The following is a 14,951-nucleotide window of genomic DNA, read 5'->3' as shown; positions in this document are numbered from 1 at the left end:
TGCGTTTTCTGGCGCTTTGATTATTGTACTCGGCGCTGTTTCGCTCTATTTATGGAACTCGTTGGGATTTTTCATCGGAGATCTTTTGTTTACCCAACTGAGAATCAAAATACCAATCAGTAATCCTTATAACAACGTTATTTCAATATTGGATGACGAGACGAATCGATCGAAAACACGCCGGGATCATTTGATATATCGGATATGAAAGAAAGACAGTTTTCTCGATCCTGCTGATCATCGCAGGGGTCGTGCTGCTCAATTTATCCGGCAGCGCGCATGCGCAGGAGCAACCGAAGACGTACCAGTCCGGTCATTAAGGACGGTATCATGAAATGATTTTCGCTTAAGGGCCGTACTCGTTACGGCTCTTGTTCTGCTGCAATAATGTACTATGCCCCGCTTCGCGTCCGGCTCTATAATGACAAAGGAAATTCCTTTGTTAGGAGCTATCATCATGAACCTGTCTTCGTTTTTTATTTACTGTTTTATCGTGGCTTTCTCGCCGGGACCGTCCAATATCGTCATTCTGTCTTCGGTCCAGAACTCCGGCATGAAGAAGACCTTGCGCTACATCGCCGGTGCCTCCATCGCTTTTTTCTTATTAATCGCCGCTTCGGTCTTATTAGGCCAGCTGCTGTCCTCCGGCATGCCGATCATTCTGCCGATCATGCGGGTAGCCGGCTGCCTGTTCATGCTGTATCTTGCGTATCAAGTGTATAATATGGACGTATCCAAGTCCGGCGTTAACCAAACGGCTTCTTTTACGTCCGGATTTCTGATGCAGTTTATCAATCCGAAGGTGGTAATGTTCACGCTGACGGTCATTCCCAGCTACGTGATGCCTTATTATACGGCAGGCCCTGTCGTTTCGGCGTTTGTGGTCGCTGTATCGTTAATCGGGCTGTCCGCGTATATGACCTGGGCCGTGTGCGGTAGCCTTTTTCAAGGAATTATGCAAAAATATCGGAGGACGACCAACACGATCCTGGCTTTGTTTTTGCTGTATTCGGCGATTGTCGTATCCGGCATACCGGAGCTCATAAAGGGGTGAAGGAAGATGGAGCAGTTTATTTATAAAAAAGCGGTGGGCATTACGGCGCTGTCCGCAAGCCTGACGGATTTCAAATACAAGAAGCATTACCACGAGGAGTATGCCCTCGGCGTTACGCTGCGCGGCATACAGAAGTACGTCCTTGACGGCAGCCAGCAGGCTTCTTACCAAAGCGGGGTCATGCTGTTCCATCCGGAGCAGAATCATGATGGCTGGTCCCAGGAACGAACGGGCATCGACTACGTGATGATCTATATTCATCCGGAGCTCTTTCTGGAATTGACTCAGAAAAAGGATATCGTGCGGTTCCAATCTCCGATCGTATATCATGCGGGACTGCGGCAGAGCATTCTGGATGTGACGAGGTCGATCTTCACGGGTCAGCCGGAGGCTAAGAGCAGCGAGCTGCTGCTGGGCTTGGCGGGGCATTTTAACGAGGATATTCTGAACCCGGACGGCAGGAAGGACAGCGTATTTACGCGGAAGGCGAAAGACATGATGCACGATCATCTGGAGCATGTCCTCCGTTTGGACGAATTGAGCGGGGCGTTCGGGATGTCGAAGTATCAGTTCATCCGAACCTTCAAAGCGAATACGGGGCTGTCGCCCTATCAGTATTATCTGAACTGCAAAGTGGAGCGCGCCAAGCACCTGATCGAGGACAGTCGGGATGTTTATCAAGCCGTGACCCAATGCGGCTTCACGGATCTTGCCCACTTGAACCGGCATTTCAAGAACGTGTACGGCACGACGGCGTTTGATTATATGTCCCATCTGGATAAGTAGAGGCGGCAGGCTGAAGCTTCTGTTAGCTGTGATCATGCTTCCACCGCGACATTATTGCGGTTTTACGCATGCCGAACCGTCATTTCTGCCTTATCGAAGGGAAAGGTAAGCCGTTCGTTGAAACTGTGAGCAGGGAGCCGCAACCGGATTTTGAGATATGGCCAAGGGATGTTAATCTGTATGAGGAATCATTGGAAACTACTCAGGCTTTAGCCGGATGGAAGGAATCGTTCGAATGGAATATATCTATGAATCAGCCCAGCGCAGCTACGAGGATTTCGCGAGCGGCCGGGTGCTGTATAATGCGCAGGGAACGACGTCGTTTCCCGTCAGGCTGGCCAGCGAGATTGCCCAGCGGTGCTTTCATATATTAGAGGAAAAAGGCGTACAGGGGCCTTATACCTTATACGATCCCTGCTGCGGAGGGGCGTATCTGTTGACGGTGGTGGGCCTGCTGCATGGGCGGCGCATTCGCCGCGTCATCGGCTCTGACATTAACGCGGAGGTGCTCGGCATCGCCGGGAAGAACCTGTCGCTGCTCCGTGAAGAAGGGCTGGAACAACGCGCCGAACAGCTGAAAGAGCTGTTGGCGCTCTATCATAAGCCATCCCATCAGGATGCGCTGGAAAGCGCTGACCGACTGCGGGAGCTGATAAGAATGTCCCGTTTGGAAGAAACGGTTTGTTTTCAAGCCGATATTACCGAGCCCCAACCGGAGGAAAGCCTGGCCCCCTGCAAGGGGACCCAAATCGTCATGACCGATCTCCCTTACGGGGACATGGTTAGCTGGAGCGGCGGAAGCCAGGCGCCGGTAGAAGATTTTTTTAACGGCATGCATGCGATCCTGGATCCCGCCCGTTCGGTGGTTGCCGTCATATCCGACAAAGGCCAGAAATTAAAGCATGACCGGTTTAAAAGAATTCAGCATCTGAAGATTGGCAAGCGGCAGGTTGCCATCTTTGAACCGTTATGAGCGCAGTGTTAAACGGACCGGATTATAGATGAAGTCTCTCTGCATTCCTCACGGATAATTTCTTATCCAATGGAAGCATTGGCTTCCCCAGCAGCCCGCTTTTGGCGACAAGCCAAAGGCGGGTTCTTTTTTGCCCATCGGTGGTTGAATGAAAGTAAAGAATGGATGCTGATCAGGAACGTATGTTCGTTTAAAATCTAAAAAAATATAGCATTTCTTGCGGAATGCCGGCTCTCAGATAGAATTCGTGCAGGGACTCTCCGGGTCCGGGCGCGAGACCTGCGGTCAACAGGGCAATGGCAAAGCGGTTCGCTTGCCGCTCCAGTTTGCCCGGGCTGAAATAGGAATGCTCCTCCAGAAAAAAACGGCTGATTCCCTTATGAAGACGGTCATGCCCCAGCTCATGCGCGCATACGAAGCGCTGCCACGGCGGCGGCAGCTGATTGTGGATGACGATGAATCTCCGTCTTAGTTTACGGAAATACAGTCCTTTGGTCGTCTGGCCTAAATCCGCGAACCGAATATGTATGCCCAAGGAAGCCGCTATTTCAAAGGGGCAGTTGGTGTGATGTTTTTTGATCAGCTGACGGATTAAAGGTTGTAAATGATCATCCATGGCAGTTCACCTGCAATATTGGTTTTGGTTGAATCGTAAGAATCGTTATGTATCTCCTTATGCATGTGGATTTATTTCTTGCGTTTGTTCATCTGCTTGGCTTCCCAGAACAGTCCGGTCAAGACGTCCTTGATGCGCTGCTTGTCCTCCCCGCTCAAAGGGACCCCGTCAAACATGAGCTCGCCGTCATCCTCGAGCATTTTCTTGAAATCCCGTTTATCCCTGGAAGTTGCCCAAGCGGGAGCCGGTATCTCTTCGTGCTTGGCGGCATCCTGCTGCAGATAACCTGCTTTGTTCATCAGCTCTTCATAGGGAACCTCGAGCGCTTCCGCCATTTTGCGCAGCGTTTGCGGCTTGGGTATGCCCCGCAGCCCATTCTCGATCCGCGAGATCTGCGATCCGCTGATGTCGGCGGCCTGGGCCAACTGATTGATGCTCCAGCCTTTGTTCTCCCTCATCTCTTTCAAGTACGATCCAAATATGCGTTCCACGTTCCGGCCACTCCTCACCATAGTCCATCTGAAACATCTACATATAGTATAAACGCATTCCCATCCTTTGCCAACAGGTAAAATAAAAGAGAGGATTATTGCCAAAAGGCAAGAAAATGAGAGGGATGTCCCATATTCCTCTATATAGTTCGTCCATTTGAAGGTTTACGCCGGTCTCCAAATAGTGGTATATTAATGAAAAATACGAACAATATGCGAACATAAGATGAAGAACCGACTTCTGCCAAATGGCAAATTGTAAGCTTGACCATGACAATAAAAGGGGAGTGTTTCCGAATGAATCCATTGTTACCGGAATTGGATCGCAGAAAGACCCAAAGCGCCGTTGAAGCGATATTCGAAAAATATCGCATCTATAAAACCATTACATTCGAAGTCAGGGAGATGAGCGTGACCGCATCCTACACGGAGAGGTTCCACGGACCGACCAACGTCACCTCGGACCAAACGGCAGCGGTTGCCATATATAATGTAGATATGCCGGCGGCCAGGAAGCAGTATTGCGAAACGATCGAATCGATCGTGGAACGGCTTGGCGAGCGGGAGCAGACCCTGATTCGGGAACGGTACATGAAACAGGACGACGTATTCGATTACAAAGTGTACAACCATATCCTCGAGCCGCCGGTCAGCAAGGACACGTATACGAAGATCCGCACCCGTGCTTTTTATAAATTGGCCTTGGCTTTGGCGGACAGAGGACTGCTGAAGCTGCAGGAATTAGAGAAAGCCGCCAAGAGCAAAATGAGCTGACAAGCGCGAGCATGGATCATCACATCGAGCAAAACCGGAGGACCTCCATTATGGACGTCCTCCGGTTTTTTTATTTCTAATATAGAGGGCAGCATTTCACGGGAAAAACAAGTTAAGACTGGGAAATCAACCATAAACACGAACATAGGTTCGTGCTGTTTTCCGCCGACATTCCGCTTAAAGTTCAGCATGAAACGTCCCATAAGGCGTCAGCGCATCCGATTTAGGGGTGTAAGATTGTATTATCGGAAATGAAGCAAAACAGAGCGCACCGAACACACACACAGTCGATGTGAGCCGGCCTTGAGAAGGACCGGTTTTTTGCTGCGGTTGATGCCTGGAGCGTCTCATTTCCGATTCTTTATACGAAAAGAAAGGAGGGGGTCATATTGCACAAGCATGTGATCGTCATGAGCAGCTGGCTGTCCTATGGCCGACCGGAGAGCGTCCGGCAAACCGCGGAATGAGAGGGGCGGTCAAACAGGCCGTTGCATTCCTCATTCCGGAGCTTGACGGCCATGTATATGACGTGCATCCGCCGGACGGGGTAAACGAACCGCTGTATGCCGTGATCACGCTCGGCGAGGACGTCTGGAAATCCTCATGGGCCGGGTACCGGCAGGTGGTGCGATTGAAGCTGCATGGGGATCGTTCCGATCTGCCGCAATTGGATCGATGGGCGGATCTACTCATTCAGGGACTTCACCGCAAGCGGGTTGCCGGAGCCGACGGAAATGCATTCAAGCTTTATTATTTGGGTGTTCCGGAGGCCGACAAGCTTGATCCTGTTTCAGGCAGCATGATCCGGGTCTTGCGATTCGGGATCTATATGCCGCAGGCATCCGGGGCAGGCTCCGTCGGACAGCCGGATGAATGGCTGGATACGCTGACAGCTTGGACTGGAGATATGCTGGGTGGTCCTTGGCGCATCTACCATACGGCATGGCCTGCGGGGCGGGAGGATCACGCCGTATTATGGCGGATGACCGGCTACGAGACCCGAATGGCGGGAGCTTCGATGTTCGAGGTCCGCAAAACCTTTATCGGGCATATCGCCTCCCTGGATTCCGCGGACGAGCAGCTCACGGCTGCAAGGCTGGTGGAGGAGCTTGGCACCCAGGTCCAGCTGGTTCTGGACTTACAGGAACGCCGTTATTTATCCGTTGCGGAAATTTCCTCCGATATGCAGGCCGATCCCATTCTGGACGGTCAGATTAAGCTGACCCTGGCCCAGCGGAAGAACCGTTCGCCGGAGGAAGCCGCCTTGATCAGGCGCGTTAACATTCATCCTATCTTAAAGTGAGGTGGCCAATATGGCTGTGAAAAAAACACTCAAATCCGAAGCTCCCGGGAGCAGCGCTCCCCGATATGCCTTGGCGGAACTTGAAGCACACGCCCATGAACTGTTCCAGGTTCGGGCGGAAGTGCTTGCGGGTGCCATGTATGGGGCAGATGGAGAGCAGTTCACGGTAACCGAGGTCAAAGAAAGAATCCAACAATTCATGAAAGCGAAGGTGGTCTAATCATGGCAGGTGGAACATGGGAAAGCACGAATAAACCGGTACTGCCGGGTTTGTATATGAATTTCAAGGCAGCAGCCGCGTCGGCTGTTCAGGGTGGCAGTCGCGGTACGGTCGTCGTGCCGGTCAAAGCCAATTGGGGACCGGTGCGGGAGTTCGTGGAGATCGGAAGCGAGTTCGCGATTTCCGAACTGTATTCCGCGGATAGCCAGGATGGCGCTACCGCTTACGAGACGCTTTATCTGGCCTTGCTCGGCGGTCCGAAAAAGCTGCTGGCTTATCGTTTGGCGGACAATACGGCGGCAGCGGCTAGCGTGACGCTTCAAAATACTGAAGCTACGCCTTCGGACGTGCTGAAGCTTGAGGCCAAATACCCGGGCAGCCGCGGCAACGGCTTCTCCGTAACGGTGCAGCCGTCGCTGATCGACCCGACTGCACGCGAGCTTCGCCTTTATGAAGGCGCCAAACTGCTTGGCACCTATACAAGCCTGGATGGCACAGCAGCGTCGATGGCGGCGCAGATCAACGAAGATGCCGAGAACCTCTGGGTGACGGCAACCGCACTGGAAACGTCCGGCGTTCCCGCTGACGTGAACGGAGCCGCGCTGTCCGGAGGCAAGAGCGGCAACGGCGGTCTGACGAATGCGGATTATGTCGAGATGTTGGATGCAGTCGAAGGCCAGGAATTTAACGTACTCGCCCTGGATTACGCCGCGGATATGGCTCTGCTGCAGAGCTTTGCGGCCTGGGTAAAGCGTCTCCGTCAAGAAGGACGCGGCGTGATGGCCGTATTCGGCGGAAGCGCGGCGGACGACATCTCCAAGGATGCAGCCAAGCTGGCCGCAGACCGGTCGCTTGCATTGAACCATGAAGGGATCATCAACGTCGGTACGGGCGTGCGTCTGTCCGGCGTGAACTACAGTTCCGCGCAGACGGCTGCTTACGTGGCCGGGCTTATTGCCGGTCAGCGCTTGAACCAATCCGCTACATACGCGGTAACGCCATTCGAGGACGTGACACGCCGCTGGACGCGCTCCGAACAGGAGCAGGCCGTACGCAATGGCGTATTCGTCCTGTTCTTCGACGGTCGTCAGGTAAAGGCGCTGCGCGGCATCAACACGCTGGTGAATCCGGCGGAAGGCCAAAACAATGCCTGGAAAAAAATCCGTTCCATCCGCGTGATGGATGCGATCCATGCGGATTTGCAGCTGGCCGCGGAACAGACCTATATCGGCAAGGTAAACAACACCGAGGAAGGCCGACTCGCGCTGATCGGCGCCGTGAAGGAATATCTCGCTTCGTTGTCGCTGAGCAATGTCATCGAGCCGGACGGTTATGACGTCATTCTCGATCCGGCCTACTACGGCGATTCCGCCGTGAACGCGCCGGAGCCGGACCAGGTCTTCCTGCAGTGGAACGTGAAGCTGACCGACGTGATGGAGCAGCTGTTCGGTACGTTTTACGTGCAATAACGAGAAGAGTGATCAGTACATTTAAGATGAGAACCGAAATGCCTTCTGTGGATGCACGTCCATAAACGTTTTTCTTAAAAACTTAACGAAATCGAGGAGGAACTTAATATGTTGGATGCTTCAAGAGTCATTATGGGGACATACGGCCAGGCATATATCGACGGGGTTTGGCAGACGCACATTAATAAGCTGGAAGCCAGCGTGGAATTGGAGAAGCGCGAGCTGAAGCTGGTCGGCAACGACTGGACGGTGCACAAAAACGGCAGCAAAAAAGGAACCGGCACAATGAGCGGGTACAAGGTTACTTCCGATATGATCTCCCGCGGCTTCACCAAATTCGATATCATCTCCAAGCTGGACGATCCCGAATCCTACGGCCATGAGCGCGTTCGCCTGATTCGCTGCATGCCGGACAAAATCCAGCTGGCCAACTGGACGGCCGGCGAGGAAGTGCAGGAGGAAACCTCGTTTACCTTTGAGGGGTACGAGCTGTTGGATCCGATTCAGGGGGATTAAGGGCTATTTACCTTAAACACGGCTTGAGCGCACCAAACTAGCAGGCAGCGTTCCCCGGCAGGGCGTGCCTGATTCGGGTGAACGTCGTCTGCTGAGTTGGGGGCTACTATTTTATGAGTAAAGGAGATATTACGCATGAGCTTGCACGAGAACATGAGCGAAGAGCAAATTTTAGACAGTCTGTTTGAAGCAGCCGAGAAGCTTCCGGAGGAAACGGTACGGATTAAGCGCCTGGATATGCAGATGGTGCTGCAAGGGTTGACTTCAAGCAAGGTGGACAGCATCCGCGAACGCTGCACGGTTCGCCGTACGGTAAAGGGCGCGGTGGATGAAAAGGTGGATACCGAAACCTTTAATGCGCTGCTCATTTCCGAAGCGACGAGCAGTCTGTCGGTGAAGGGCTTGACGCTTAGCGGCTGGGGCGATCCGCGGATTACAAGCCGCTTGAAGCTGTCGGGCGGAGAGCAGGCGGTTCGACGCATGCTGCTGGCCGGAGAGCTGGATGCCGTAGGCGATAAAGTACTGGAGCTGTCCGGTTTCGGGGTTGAGATTGCTGACCTAAAAAACTGATCGGCTCCGGGGGAATGACGACGATGCTGTATCATCTGTGGGTCCGGCATCACCTTCGTCCCGGAGATTTTTGGCGGCTCCCGCGAGGCGAGCGCCTGCTGCTGCTCGCTTTCTCCCAGGAGGAGATCGAGGGCATGGCCGGTCAGAGTTTGAAGTGAACAGGAGGTGAAACGAAATGGCTGAAGCCATGAACTACCGCATGAATCTGGTCATCGATCCGAAAAACGTGATCAAGGCCAACCGCGAGCTGCGGGCGATGGAGCGTTATTTTGAGCGGATCCAAGGACGCGTCATGCGTATCGGACGTACCCGCATGGCGCCTGAAATCGTGCTGAAGGACAGCGCCTCGAAGGGGCTGGACAACCTGCTCGCCAAAATGCAGCGGGTGAAGTCGCAAGTCATCCAAGCCTCGGCGAATGTGAAGCTGAATGTGCAGAAGCAGATTGATACGAATCTAAACCTGAGCGTGCAGAAGCAGATCGAGGCGAGTGTTCAGGTGGATTTGCGAGCGGCAGGGCTTGATTTTTCTCCGATGATCGCTGCGCTGAATGCGAATACGATTGCGGTGGATAAGCTTACGGATGCGCTTGGATCGCTTCAGCTTGGAGGCGGCGGGAGCGGTAAAAAATCGGGATGGGATACTGCTCTAGGCATTTTAGGCGGTGTTATCACCGTAGGCGCCACCATGAAAAATGGGGGCCAACTATATGGAAAAGGAACAAAGATGCGCGAAGCATGGGGTAAAGATAAACCGGGCCCTGAACCTGCCCCCAGGACGGCGCCTAGGCCCAATGGGGTCAGAAGGGGAGGCGGCCGTGGATCCAACTCCAATCAAAGCACGACGGCTGCTCCCAAGTCGGAACCAGCCAATAAGCCTCTAACGAAGTGGGGCAAGGCGTTTAACAAAGCGGAAACAGCGGGAGATTTTATAGAAACTTTAGGCAACACGGGGAAGGGAGCTGTGCAATTACTCAAGGATGCCGTGGGTATCACAAAAGGAATGTTTGGCGGCGGCGCTTCCAGCGGCATCGTATCCGGAGGCGCGGCGAGCGTTGCCAAGACGGGTGCAGGATCAGATGCAGTAAAACAGGCAGCTGACGGTAGCACTGGAGCAAATGCAGTGAAAAATGCCGGCAAAAGCGGCCTAGGCTCCGGCTTAATGAAGGGGCTTGGCAAACGCGCCCTTGGCCCATTAAGTTATATAGCCGATGCGACCGCAATCGCTACCGCTAAGCCTGGGAAGGAACGAAACCAAGCGATAGGCTCTACCGTCGGCGGCGGCATCGGAAGCACGATCGGCGGCATCGTTGGCTCCGTGATTCCAGTTGCAGGTACGATGATCGGCTCAACGCTCGGCGGCACCGTAGGAAGCTTTATTGGCGAGAAGGTGGGCGGCGCCATTACCGGTATCGGTGATAAATTCAACGAGGCTAAGGAGACGGTGTCGAAATGGTTCTCCAAAACGTTTTCCTTCGGGAAAAAAGACAAGGAAGCTGCTCAACCGAAGGAACCCCCTTCGAGTGCCGCTGCCCTTCCGGCTCCCATTATTCCGAAACCAGCGCCGGCTGATTTCAGCAAGCCGCTGCTGCCGAATCCAGCATTGAACCCGACATACGGCCCGTATGTGCCGCCTAGCCATGCTACAAGCATGAGTATTTTGGGTCCACCTGCGAGTGCAGCGCAAAACCAAGCTTTTGCAGGGAAGCCGACGTCCCCGCAATCCGTTCAGATCAGCCCGGAGCAGATGAGCACGATATCCGGCCTGCTGATGGATTTCAAAACGGAGACAACCGTGAATTACAATCTACCTTCAGGCGCGGTGCAGGTAACGGTGCATGAGGAGCACCCGATCGATGTAGAAGGATTGATTCTTCTGATCGGGCAGCGGCTGAGAGCCGAATTCAGCAAAGCAGCCCAGAACCGGAAGCCGACTCCGATGGCCTATTGAAGATAATGGTTAACGGCAATTATGAAGTCGGTCCGAAGGCATCCATACAGAAAGGAGGGCCCCAAGGTGGAGTTTATTTTGAAGAACGGCAAAGGCATGACATTCCGATTCCCGGTTAATCCGGAAGAGGTAACCATTTCAAGGCAAAAGGGACTGGAAACGGCCACGATTCTCAACTATGGAGAGTTTGATTTTCCGCAAGGGAATCGGATTAAAGAGATATCGTTCTCTTCCTTTTTCCCGCAAGAGTATGATGCAGCTTTTTGTAAAGGCCATGAGAGAGATCATATTAAACCGCAAACCGCGATGAATAAACTTAACGAGTTTCTGGCATATAAAACGCCGCTGCAGTTTGTCATTACCAAGACGGCGGTGAATGTGCCGGTGTACGTCGCTTCCCACCAGTCCACGTTCCGGGGCGGGGAGGTTGGAGACGTATATTTTGACATCACGCTCCGGACATGGAGCGACATGAAGGTGGCCAAAACCGCAGGCGGCAGCGGGGCATCTGGAACAAATAAAAAGCCCCGGGCCGACATGAAGGAAAAGAACAAGACGTACACCGTGAAGTCAGGGGACTCACTCTCCAAAATCGCCAAGCTGGAGCTCGGGGACAGCTCGAAATGGAACCAGATCTACAAGCTGAATCAGAAGACGATCGGTAAAGATCCGAACGCCATCAAGCCCGGGCAGAAGCTGGTGCTGTCATGAGTTACAAAGTGATTTTGCAGGATCAATACGATCTGTCTCCGTTGGTGGAAGCTATCAACCTACGGGATTCGCTTGAACAAGTCGCTTACCAGGGAACCGTCAATCTGGTTGTCACGCCGGATATGCCGCCGATTTCGCCGGGAATGGCGATCCGGATCAGCGGAATTCCGTATGGTAAGAAGGATTATGTCCCCCTGCTGCACCCGGCTGTCGTGTGGGAAGTGGAAACCTCCAACAATGGGGTGAAGCGGATGACCCTCACGCTGTACGATCGGACGGTATACCTCGACAAGTCGGAGGATGAATATCTGTTTCCGGCGAAGCAGACCGCCACCCAGCGGTTCAAAAAGTATGCGGCGGACTGGAACCTGAAAATAGCCGTTTTGCCCGATACCGAGAAGCAGCTGGGGCGTTCCGTTTATCGGACGCAGTCGATTTATGCCAGCATGTTCGCTGATTTGCGGGAGACGGCCAAAGCCGGCGGCAAGCTGTATCATCCGCGGATGATCTCTTCAGGGCTTGAGCTGTACGAGTTGGGAACGAACAAAGAAGTCTACATCTTGGAGGCTATCACGGATACCACGCAATCGCGGACTTTGGAGGGCGCGGCGACCAAGGTCAAGGTGCTGGCGACAGCCGCCAGCGAGACCGGGCAAGAGGTTCCTTCCAAGGTCATGGCCATCGAGGAGAAGGATATCGCCAAATACGGCCAACTCCAAGCGATCATTCAGGATGATGAAGTGAAGTCGCCTGCGGCTGCCCGCCAGCTGGCCCGGAGCAAACTGAGGGGGATCCGGGAGACGATCTCCCTGAATGCACCTGATGTTAATACGATTCGCGCCGGAGATGCAGTCATGCTGGGCTCGATGAAGCTGCTCGTGATTTCCGTCAGCCGTGAGCTGGGAAACCCCGGGAGCATGATGCTGGAGCTGGGGAGTTATGACGATGTAAAAAGGAGGTTTTACCTTGAATAAAGACCCCTATGGACAATTGGCGTCCTCCCTATATGCCTCATTGAACAAGCAAACCCGTCAAGCCATGGGCGGCGTAGGGGCCGTGCTCGGCACGATAACCTCGACGGGACTTAAGCTGGATGATTTCAAGCATGAGCTGCAGGACTATATGGTGGCGGAGCTGCCAGGAATGCTGTTCTTGCCCCGTTATACGGCTGCTGGTACCGCCACTTTGGGAGGACAGCAGCAGGAAATGACATTTGATGTGGAAGAAAATGAAGTCGAGGATACCCTTTTTGAGCTAGGAAAAGGCTTGAAACCGGGGGACCGCGTCCTGGCCGTTCGGGTCAACAGCGGCAATGACGTGGTGGTTGTATGCAAGGTGGTGAGCAGCGGTGGCTAATTTGTTTCCCGAAAACGAGGATATGGTTTGGACGGATGCCACGGATCCGGAGGTACTGGAGGGTGAAGGAGCCGTTTTTGGACGGAGCTGGCGGTATGATTTTGAAGCCGGCGAGTTCGTGATGACTCCCACCCGGAAGATTCCGGTTGCAGATGAGAAGGAAGCCTGGGTCATCTGGTGCGAAAAAGCGATCCGTACGCCGCGTTACCGCCATTTGATCTATACGCCCGATTACGGCAGCGAGCTTGAGGAGCTGGTCGGCAAAGGCTACGACCGATCTCTGCAAGAGAGCGAAATTCAGCGCATGGTAACCGAGGCGCTGCTGGCGGACGCGCGGACGGAGAGCGTGGATCAATTTCTTTTTACCTGGGAAGGAGAAGCCTGCCGTTTCAGCTGCCGTATTACGAGCGTCCGGGATGAGACGGAAATCATAGAAAGCGTGGTGATCTGATGGCAGATTTGCCGTTGTATTTGTTGGATCAGACGGAAGAGAACATTATGAACCGCATGCTGAACAAAGTGCCTTCGGACATCGACAAGTCGGAGGGCTCTTTTATTTGGGATGCGCAGGCGCCGGTTGCCTTTATGCTGTCTGAGGCTGCCTTGTGGGCGCAGGAGCTGCTGCGTCGTGGCTTTGCGAGTACTGCTGCTAGCGATCATCCGGATATCCGGTCTGCCGAACTCGATCTGAGGACGGCAGAGCATGGGATTACTCGGCGGGAAGCGGTCGCATCGTCCGGCAGCGTTGTGTTTACGGGGAAGCCGGGGACGACCGTGCCTGCCGGAACCTATGTCGCTACGCCAGCCGATGAGGGCTCCGGGGAATCCTCCGTGGAGTATGTGACAACATCAGGCGTTATGCTGAGTGATTTGGGTACCGGTTCGGCGCCAATCCGAGCTGTCATGCCGGGCAGCAGCGGCAATGTTCCTGCAGGCGTCATTCAGCTTATGATGACGTCGGTCAGCGGCGTAACATCGGTTACGAACCCGGAACCGACGCGTAGCGGGACGGATACCGAAAGCGATCAGTCGCTTCTGGAGCGTTTTTACGCGAAAGTCCGAAGTCAGGGAACGAGCGGCAACAAAGCGCAGTACATGCAGTGGGCCAATGAGATTGCCGGCGTTGGCGGCGTGGAAGTGGCGCCGATGTGGAAAGGGCCCGGCACCGTTGGGCTGTATCTACTGGATACGGACAAGCGTGCGGCAAGCGCGGATATCGTGGATGCCGTTCAGCAGCACATTGACCCGTCGCAGGATGGACAGGGAGAAGGCGTAGCCCCGGCGGGTCCCGTTATTACCGTGATGCCAGCGGCGGAAGTTCCGATTGATATCTCCGTTAAAGTGCAGCGTACGCAGGAGCAGCCTTCGACGATGGACGAAATTCGGAAGCTGATCGAGGATGGCGTTCGGACGTATTTACAGCAGATTGCTTTTAATAGGAAAGATCCATTGGTAAGATACACTCGTATTGCAGCCGTACTGCTGGATATCCCGATTATCGTCGACTACTCGGATTTGACGATTAACGGCCATACCGAGCAGCAAAACATTGAAATTGGCTCCGGTCAGGTCGCGGTGCTCGGGACGGTGAGCGTAAGTGAATAATGTCCGAATGAACAGCTTGCGCGGTCGCGAGCTGTTTTCTTATCTTCCGGCCTATTACGAGACTTCCCGCGTCATGCAATCCGATATGGATGCCAAGGGCAGCGAACTGGATGCACTCTACCAGGCGCTGAACTCAGCCGCAGACCAGTTCTTTGTCCGTACAGCAACCTGGGGCCTGGAGCGCTGGGAGATGGAGCTTGGCATTCCCACCGACCGAAACAAGCCGATCGAGCAGAGGCGAGCGGTGTTGGAGTCTAAGCTGCGCGGAGCGGGAACCTTCTCAGGAGCGCTCGTGAAAAATGTGGCGGAGGCTTACGACGGCGGCACGGTCGAGGTATCTTTTCAACCCGAGGAATGGGGCTTTACGGTTAAATTCGTGGATACGCTCGGCATCCCGCCGAATCTGGAGGATCTGAAGGCTGCGATCGAGGAGATCAAGCCGGCGCATCTGGCGGTGGCGTATGCGTTCAACTACTTGCTCATACGCGATATACATGCCGTGATGACTTTGGGCGAGCTGGGGCAGACGCCGTTAAACAAATTTGCAGGAGGTGTTTGA

At 53.9% G+C, this 14,951-nt stretch carries 19 protein-coding genes; 17 read left to right on the top strand and 2 right to left on the bottom strand.

Annotation, left to right across the window (positions count from 1 at the left end):
• The first annotated feature begins 457 nt into the window (after positions 1-457).
• From RB297_RS27950 to RB297_RS27940, 3 genes are all read left to right on the top strand, one after another.
• Positions 458-1,054, top strand: coding sequence for a LysE family translocator (locus RB297_RS27950; RefSeq protein ID WP_096776607.1), 597 nt, complete (start codon positions 458-460; stop codon positions 1,052-1,054).
• A 6-nt stretch (positions 1,055-1,060) separates the two neighbouring features.
• Positions 1,061-1,840 carry an AraC family transcriptional regulator gene (locus RB297_RS27945; protein WP_332295543.1) on the top strand — a complete coding sequence of 260 codons (780 nt, stop codon included), beginning with the start codon at positions 1,061-1,063 and terminating at the stop codon, positions 1,838-1,840.
• A 235-nt stretch (positions 1,841-2,075) separates the two neighbouring features.
• Positions 2,076-2,813, top strand: coding sequence for a hypothetical protein (locus RB297_RS27940; RefSeq protein WP_375121930.1), 738 nt, complete (start codon positions 2,076-2,078; stop codon positions 2,811-2,813).
• A gap of 190 nt (positions 2,814-3,003) precedes the next feature.
• On the opposite strand, the gene RB297_RS27935 is transcribed toward RB297_RS27940, so the two are convergent.
• Positions 3,004-3,429 (bottom strand): ImmA/IrrE family metallo-endopeptidase, encoded by a 426-nt coding sequence (locus RB297_RS27935; protein WP_096776604.1) that lies wholly within the window; start codon positions 3,427-3,429, stop codon positions 3,004-3,006.
• Between the two features lie 71 nt (positions 3,430-3,500).
• Positions 3,501-3,920 carry a helix-turn-helix domain-containing protein gene (locus tag RB297_RS27930; RefSeq protein WP_009594555.1) on the bottom strand — a complete coding sequence of 140 codons (420 nt, stop codon included), beginning with the start codon at positions 3,918-3,920 and terminating at the stop codon, positions 3,501-3,503.
• 297 nt (positions 3,921-4,217) lie between these two features.
• Between RB297_RS27930 and RB297_RS27925 the strand changes: the two genes are divergently transcribed.
• The 14 genes from RB297_RS27925 (at position 4,218) to RB297_RS27860 (ending at position 14,951) form a co-directional block, all read left to right on the top strand.
• Positions 4,218-4,694, top strand: coding sequence for an ArpU family phage packaging/lysis transcriptional regulator (locus RB297_RS27925; protein ID WP_015737378.1), 477 nt, complete (start codon positions 4,218-4,220; stop codon positions 4,692-4,694).
• Between the two features lie 463 nt (positions 4,695-5,157).
• A complete protein-coding gene (locus RB297_RS27920) occupies positions 5,158-5,997 on the top strand; it encodes a hypothetical protein (RefSeq protein ID WP_375121929.1) in 840 nt (279 codons plus the stop codon).
• Between the two features lie 10 nt (positions 5,998-6,007).
• Complete coding sequence (locus RB297_RS27915; RefSeq protein WP_192570616.1) at positions 6,008-6,217, top strand: YqzN/YkzM domain-containing protein; 210 nt, start codon at positions 6,008-6,010, stop codon at positions 6,215-6,217.
• Positions 6,218-6,219: 2 nt separating this feature from the next.
• Positions 6,220-7,686, top strand: a complete 1,467-nt coding sequence (locus RB297_RS27910) for a phage tail sheath family protein (protein WP_375121928.1) — start codon at positions 6,220-6,222, stop codon at positions 7,684-7,686.
• 108 nt (positions 7,687-7,794) lie between these two features.
• Entirely contained in the window at positions 7,795-8,202 is a 408-nt protein-coding gene (locus tag RB297_RS27905; protein ID WP_009594594.1) for a phage tail tube protein, read from the top strand.
• Between the two features lie 135 nt (positions 8,203-8,337).
• A complete protein-coding gene (locus tag RB297_RS27900) occupies positions 8,338-8,772 on the top strand; it encodes a phage tail assembly chaperone (RefSeq protein WP_009594601.1) in 435 nt (144 codons plus the stop codon).
• A 23-nt stretch (positions 8,773-8,795) separates the two neighbouring features.
• Complete coding sequence (locus RB297_RS27895; RefSeq protein WP_015737373.1) at positions 8,796-8,930, top strand: hypothetical protein; 135 nt, start codon at positions 8,796-8,798, stop codon at positions 8,928-8,930.
• A 17-nt stretch (positions 8,931-8,947) separates the two neighbouring features.
• Positions 8,948-10,720, top strand: coding sequence for a hypothetical protein (locus tag RB297_RS27890; protein ID WP_375121927.1), 1,773 nt, complete (start codon positions 8,948-8,950; stop codon positions 10,718-10,720).
• A gap of 66 nt (positions 10,721-10,786) precedes the next feature.
• Positions 10,787-11,431: a LysM peptidoglycan-binding domain-containing protein gene (locus tag RB297_RS27885; RefSeq protein WP_375121926.1), complete on the top strand. Its 645-nt coding sequence runs from the start codon at positions 10,787-10,789 to the stop codon at positions 11,429-11,431.
• Positions 11,428-12,405: an XkdQ/YqbQ family protein gene (locus RB297_RS27880; RefSeq protein ID WP_277747013.1), complete on the top strand. Its 978-nt coding sequence runs from the start codon at positions 11,428-11,430 to the stop codon at positions 12,403-12,405. Before RB297_RS27885 ends, RB297_RS27880 begins: the two co-directional genes overlap by 4 nt.
• Complete coding sequence (locus tag RB297_RS27875) at positions 12,398-12,787, top strand: hypothetical protein (RefSeq protein WP_375121925.1); 390 nt, start codon at positions 12,398-12,400, stop codon at positions 12,785-12,787. The genes RB297_RS27880 and RB297_RS27875 overlap by 8 nt, the downstream gene beginning before the upstream one ends.
• Positions 12,780-13,238: a DUF2634 domain-containing protein gene (locus tag RB297_RS27870; protein WP_096776596.1), complete on the top strand. Its 459-nt coding sequence runs from the start codon at positions 12,780-12,782 to the stop codon at positions 13,236-13,238. Before RB297_RS27875 ends, RB297_RS27870 begins: the two co-directional genes overlap by 8 nt.
• Positions 13,238-14,392, top strand: a complete 1,155-nt coding sequence (locus tag RB297_RS27865; RefSeq protein WP_375121924.1) for a baseplate J/gp47 family protein — start codon at positions 13,238-13,240, stop codon at positions 14,390-14,392. Before RB297_RS27870 ends, RB297_RS27865 begins: the two co-directional genes overlap by 1 nt.
• On the top strand, positions 14,385-14,951 hold the full coding sequence (locus tag RB297_RS27860) for a YmfQ family protein (protein ID WP_375121923.1): 567 nt from the start codon (positions 14,385-14,387) through the stop codon (positions 14,949-14,951). The genes RB297_RS27865 and RB297_RS27860 overlap by 8 nt, the downstream gene beginning before the upstream one ends.

Source organism: Paenibacillus sp. CR_12, from assembly GCF_041953985.1.
GTDB lineage: Bacteria > Bacillota > Bacilli > Paenibacillales > Paenibacillaceae > Paenibacillus_AQ > Paenibacillus_AQ lautus_A.
The sequence above is the reverse complement of the archived record's forward strand: the minus strand, read 5'-3'. Positions and strand labels throughout refer to the sequence as shown.

Excerpts from the sequence above, each read along its gene's own strand:
- RB297_RS27950 (WP_096776607.1), top strand. The coding sequence starts at position 458 with ATGAACCTGTCTTCGTTTTTTATTTACTGTTTTATCGTGGCTTTCTCG.
- RB297_RS27945 (WP_332295543.1), top strand. The coding sequence starts at position 1,061 with ATGGAGCAGTTTATTTATAAAAAAGCGGTGGGCATTACGGCGCTGTCC.
- RB297_RS27940 (WP_375121930.1), top strand. The coding sequence starts at position 2,076 with ATGGAATATATCTATGAATCAGCCCAGCGCAGCTACGAGGATTTCGCG.
- RB297_RS27935 (WP_096776604.1), bottom strand. The coding sequence starts at position 3,429 with ATGGATGATCATTTACAACCTTTAATCCGTCAGCTGATCAAAAAACAT.
- RB297_RS27925 (WP_015737378.1), top strand. The coding sequence starts at position 4,218 with ATGAATCCATTGTTACCGGAATTGGATCGCAGAAAGACCCAAAGCGCC.
- RB297_RS27920 (WP_375121929.1), top strand. The coding sequence starts at position 5,158 with ATGAGAGGGGCGGTCAAACAGGCCGTTGCATTCCTCATTCCGGAGCTT.
- RB297_RS27915 (WP_192570616.1), top strand. The coding sequence starts at position 6,008 with ATGGCTGTGAAAAAAACACTCAAATCCGAAGCTCCCGGGAGCAGCGCT.
- RB297_RS27910 (WP_375121928.1), top strand. The coding sequence starts at position 6,220 with ATGGCAGGTGGAACATGGGAAAGCACGAATAAACCGGTACTGCCGGGT.
- RB297_RS27905 (WP_009594594.1), top strand. The coding sequence starts at position 7,795 with ATGTTGGATGCTTCAAGAGTCATTATGGGGACATACGGCCAGGCATAT.
- RB297_RS27900 (WP_009594601.1), top strand. The coding sequence starts at position 8,338 with ATGAGCTTGCACGAGAACATGAGCGAAGAGCAAATTTTAGACAGTCTG.
- RB297_RS27895 (WP_015737373.1), top strand. The coding sequence starts at position 8,796 with ATGCTGTATCATCTGTGGGTCCGGCATCACCTTCGTCCCGGAGATTTT.
- RB297_RS27890 (WP_375121927.1), top strand. The coding sequence starts at position 8,948 with ATGGCTGAAGCCATGAACTACCGCATGAATCTGGTCATCGATCCGAAA.
- RB297_RS27880 (WP_277747013.1), top strand. The coding sequence starts at position 11,428 with ATGAGTTACAAAGTGATTTTGCAGGATCAATACGATCTGTCTCCGTTG.
- RB297_RS27865 (WP_375121924.1), top strand. The coding sequence starts at position 13,238 with ATGGCAGATTTGCCGTTGTATTTGTTGGATCAGACGGAAGAGAACATT.